Origin of the sequence: Sphingomonas faeni (assembly GCF_023195535.1) — a bacterium.
Classification (GTDB): Bacteria; Pseudomonadota; Alphaproteobacteria; order Sphingomonadales; family Sphingomonadaceae; genus Sphingomonas; species Sphingomonas faeni_B.
This window is the reverse complement of the sequence record NZ_JALPNF010000024.1, coordinates 1-3,558: the sequence shown is the minus strand read 5'-3', so window position 1 is coordinate 3,558 and position 3,558 is coordinate 1. Positions and strand designations below refer to the sequence as shown.

The window sequence follows — 3,558 nt, the reverse complement described above, 5'->3', positions numbered from 1 at the left end:
GCTCGTGATCGAAAACCATCCGTACCGCCCGCTCGCGGACTTCGGGCGCAAACTTGTTCGTCGTCTTGCTCGTCATGGCTCCACCTTCTCAGGAGTTGGAGCCTCCGACAAACCCGGCGCGGTTCAGTTCGTCGGACAATTCGATGTTGAAGACGATTGGGAAAGGGCCTGAGCAGGACTTAAAAAACCCAGCCCGGATCGACCTTGCTGGAATCAACCTGCGCCTGCATCTGCTTGATCGCGACCTCGGCCAACCTGTCACGAAGTGCTTGCGGTAGGCGACGATGATCGCCGATCGGAAGCTGGGAGTTCTGCAACAGCCATGAGATAGGGATCGTGTCGTCCTGCTGGGAAATATCAAAGATTCTCATCGAGTATTTATGTTGGCAGGATTGAGACAAGCGCTCCTGCCGGGGTGACCGGCGTCGACTCCAGCTTCTTGGTCGACGATCGAGGGCGCTGAGCCGTCGAGATCAGTAGTCATCACTGCGGTGTTGAGGGCTATCACCTAATCTGCGGGAAGCGGTCGAATGTCAGAAATCAATTTATGAAACTCAAAGCTTTCAAGGTCCACATACGTCGGCGCTGAAAGGTCAAGCATGGGTTGAGGGCCTCCCGAAATCCATTTCAGCGCGATGCCGGACGATTTGCGACGACCTTTTTCAAATATATCACGATATCGGAAAGGTGAGATGCCAATGAACGGCATAAAGCTAACTCGTTCGGTCGAAAGCTCTTCAATTTCGACCTCATGTTCATGAAGCTCCTTTGCTTTACTTTTTGGATACGGCTCCATGAATATTACAATGGATAATCCAGCAGCAAGTAGGTGCTTGGTGCAATTGTGACATGGAAAAGTCGTGCAATAAAGTATAGCGCCGCGAATTGCCCGGCCAAGTCGGGCAGCATCGCAAATTGCACACATTTCAGCATGCACTACCCGCCCGTATTCCGTGAGGTCGGTGACTGCCGCCTCAGTTAAGCAACCATGCCCTTCGGGGGTATCCTTTGTGGGCTTTGTTAAAAGCGCATCAACTATCGCAGCAGCATGACCGATTTCGAGTGCGCGTTTCGAGAGCATGCCCCCCTTCGCTAAGCGCTCCAAGAGGTCCCGAACTACCTCTTTCTTAAGAATATCGTTGGGGTCAAATCCCAGTTTAACGTCGCGAAAATCAGGGAGTTCGCCGTCCCAGTATGTTCCCCCGAAAGCCTTTGGAACTTCGTTACAGCCCTGCGTTATCAATTCTCCATCAACTGTGAATATTGCTGCGCCGACTTGTCGAGAAAGGTCACTTGATCGAAGCGAGGCTGATTTTGCAGCATACATGCCATACTCCGCTTTACTCGGAGCAATATCGGCCTTTCCAAAGAAGGCGTTGATAAATCGAGCGATGGTGTCTTGCATCGCAATCTTGTAAATGCCGTCTATAAATACATCAGCTAAGTGAAATGTATCCCTTAGGTGTTGCCCAGAGCGCTCAATCCCTTCATTCTGATCTCGATGAAGAAGCTCTTCTGCGTTACAGCTAATTTCATACTCAGGAGTATTGAGGGGAAGGCTTCGTTTTAGCTTTGTTTCCAGTGCAGACCGGCGGCTCTCCATCGATCCGTATGCAGAAAGCAATATGAATTGTTTGCCGTAAACTTTTCGAAGTAGGTGGACTTCTTCTGGACGTTTGAGTTGCCTAATAATGTAAGCAGTGCGGGGGATCACACGTTCGTCCGGAGGGGTGGACTCGTCCATACCCGCGACAACGATTTGATTGGCCCTGTGCTGTCGGATCGCACGGATCGCAAATCTCATAAGAGTTTCGGGGCCACCATATTTCAAGCAGACTGCGTTTGCATGGTCCATTTTGAAATTGGCTTCGGCGGCAAAATCCGATGTGGTGGGGAGCGGAACGTTTGTGATTTCGTCCGCTATCTCTCGCGTTATGTGAATAAGACGGGTCTTGTATGAGACCGCCGCAAGCGCGTCCGTGAGCGAGGAAACGATCTCCTCGATATCGATTCCGAGTGCCCCCGCGATCCCGATTACGAGTTCGGGATATCGAACAGCGTCAATTCCGTTCCCCATTCGTTCTGCCTATTGCCGTTGTCCCCGTCGTGGGTATAGGATCAAATTCTGATGACGCGAAGCGAGGAAAATTGGATGGCACAGGACCGGATCATATCCTCTCGTCAGCTTAACGAGGAGATGGCGAAGACCGCTGAGCGGCTTGCGAAGCGGATGGGTGCTGAGTTTATTCCGGTTGGTCGATATGGCCGGGACAACGGTGATTCGCCTTACGATGCTCGTCGTGAATCGCTGCCAATGCCGCTTCGATGATCCGGCGAGTTTTAAAGTAGCGTTGGTTGATCTCGGATGCTGGAGTTGTCGCAGCGTTTATTGAAGTCGTCGCCATTTCTATCCGCCTCCCGTCCGTGATGTATGCTCTGCTGCGATCCTCACGAACCCTGCGGACTATATCGCGGACCCGGCTGACCCGGCCCCTGTTGAGACGATCACGAACTCGACGCCCGGCTGAGACGAAGTCGCATTCCAAAACCCACCCCGAATTCTCGCTGGTACGACCCACGGTTTTCCGTCAATCCTGATGCTGCAGATCGTGCATTTCGGAATCGAAATGAATGCGCGGAATGTCCGTGCGACGATAGCCATGGGCTGGTAGTCGTCGGACGCAATCGTTGGTTGGAGAAGAGTATGCGCGCGAGGCATTTGGTATTTACCGTCCTTTTGATGACCGGCGTATCAGCCACTGCGAAGGACAAACCTCTGCCTTCCGACATCTCGATCATCACTGAGGACCAAGCCAAAAGCTGTAAGTTTGTTGATATCGTCTCGGCAATGCGCTTTGCCATGACGAGCGCGAGCAAAACATCGCGAGCAGCATTGATCGCGGCCCTTGAGAAAGCGAAAGCCGCAGGAGCCAACTCTGCCGTGATGACCGGCTCCACGGTCGATCACAATCAGCACCAGATTACGCTGTCTGCGTATCAGTGCCCTATTGCGCCAGCAGGATAATTTCCATGGATGCCACGACCTTAAAACGATGCGAGGACCTCCTCTCGACATGTCGCATGATCGTTGCGAGCAAAGAGGTGGTGCAGTTTGTCGTGGGGATAACAACCGACCCAACAACGCGACGACAGCACTACCGGCGTTGGGCGAAGGGGTTGGGCGGAAATCTTGACGGGTTTGTGCTGCTGGATTGGAAGAGAACGGCTACGGAAGGCGAGGCCATCGAGCGCTATCTGTTCGAAGGCCTTGTCGATCATCCGGGCTGCGGCGTGATCGACATGACGTATAAAAACTCGGTGAAGCGGACGAGTAACGACCAAACCATCTATATCGCTTGGTGGTCACCATACCTCGTCATTGCTGAGACCGACTAACCTCCTCAGAATGAACTGAAACCCTCGGCGCTGCATGGTATAATTCTATCATAAGCAATAGGGTCACGATCGACACGAGGATGAGCCCGGACCTGCAGACGGTCGAGAACCGACGATGCACAATTAAGCCATTCTCAAGCGTATGGCAGAGCGGCAGTCAAT

The 3,558-nt window shown here is 52.7% G+C and carries 5 protein-coding genes; 3 read left to right on the top strand and 2 right to left on the bottom strand.

The genetic code is table 11. The features are described 5' to 3' along the window. Positions 1–179 precede the first annotated feature (179 nt). On the bottom strand, positions 180–371 hold the full coding sequence (locus tag SPHN_RS18295; RefSeq protein WP_248525268.1) for a hypothetical protein: 192 nt from the start codon (positions 369–371) through the stop codon (positions 180–182). Positions 372–508: 137 nt separating this feature from the next. Further along, entirely contained in the window at positions 509–2,077 is a 1,569-nt protein-coding gene (locus tag SPHN_RS18290; protein ID WP_248525267.1) for an anti-phage dCTP deaminase, read from the bottom strand. Between the two features lie 75 nt (positions 2,078–2,152). On the opposite strand from SPHN_RS18290, the gene SPHN_RS18285 reads away from it, so the two are divergent. The 3 genes from SPHN_RS18285 to SPHN_RS18275 all read left to right on the top strand — a co-directional run bounded on the left by SPHN_RS18285 (position 2,153) and on the right by SPHN_RS18275 (position 3,396). After that, positions 2,153–2,329: a hypothetical protein gene (locus SPHN_RS18285; RefSeq protein WP_248525266.1), complete on the top strand. Its 177-nt coding sequence runs from the start codon at positions 2,153–2,155 to the stop codon at positions 2,327–2,329. Positions 2,330–2,704: 375 nt separating this feature from the next. Continuing rightward, complete coding sequence (locus SPHN_RS18280) at positions 2,705–3,025, top strand: hypothetical protein (RefSeq protein ID WP_248525265.1); 321 nt, start codon at positions 2,705–2,707, stop codon at positions 3,023–3,025. Positions 3,026–3,030: 5 nt separating this feature from the next. Further along, positions 3,031–3,396, top strand: coding sequence for a hypothetical protein (locus SPHN_RS18275; RefSeq protein ID WP_248525264.1), 366 nt, complete (start codon positions 3,031–3,033; stop codon positions 3,394–3,396). The last annotated feature ends 162 nt before the right edge of the window (positions 3,397–3,558 follow it).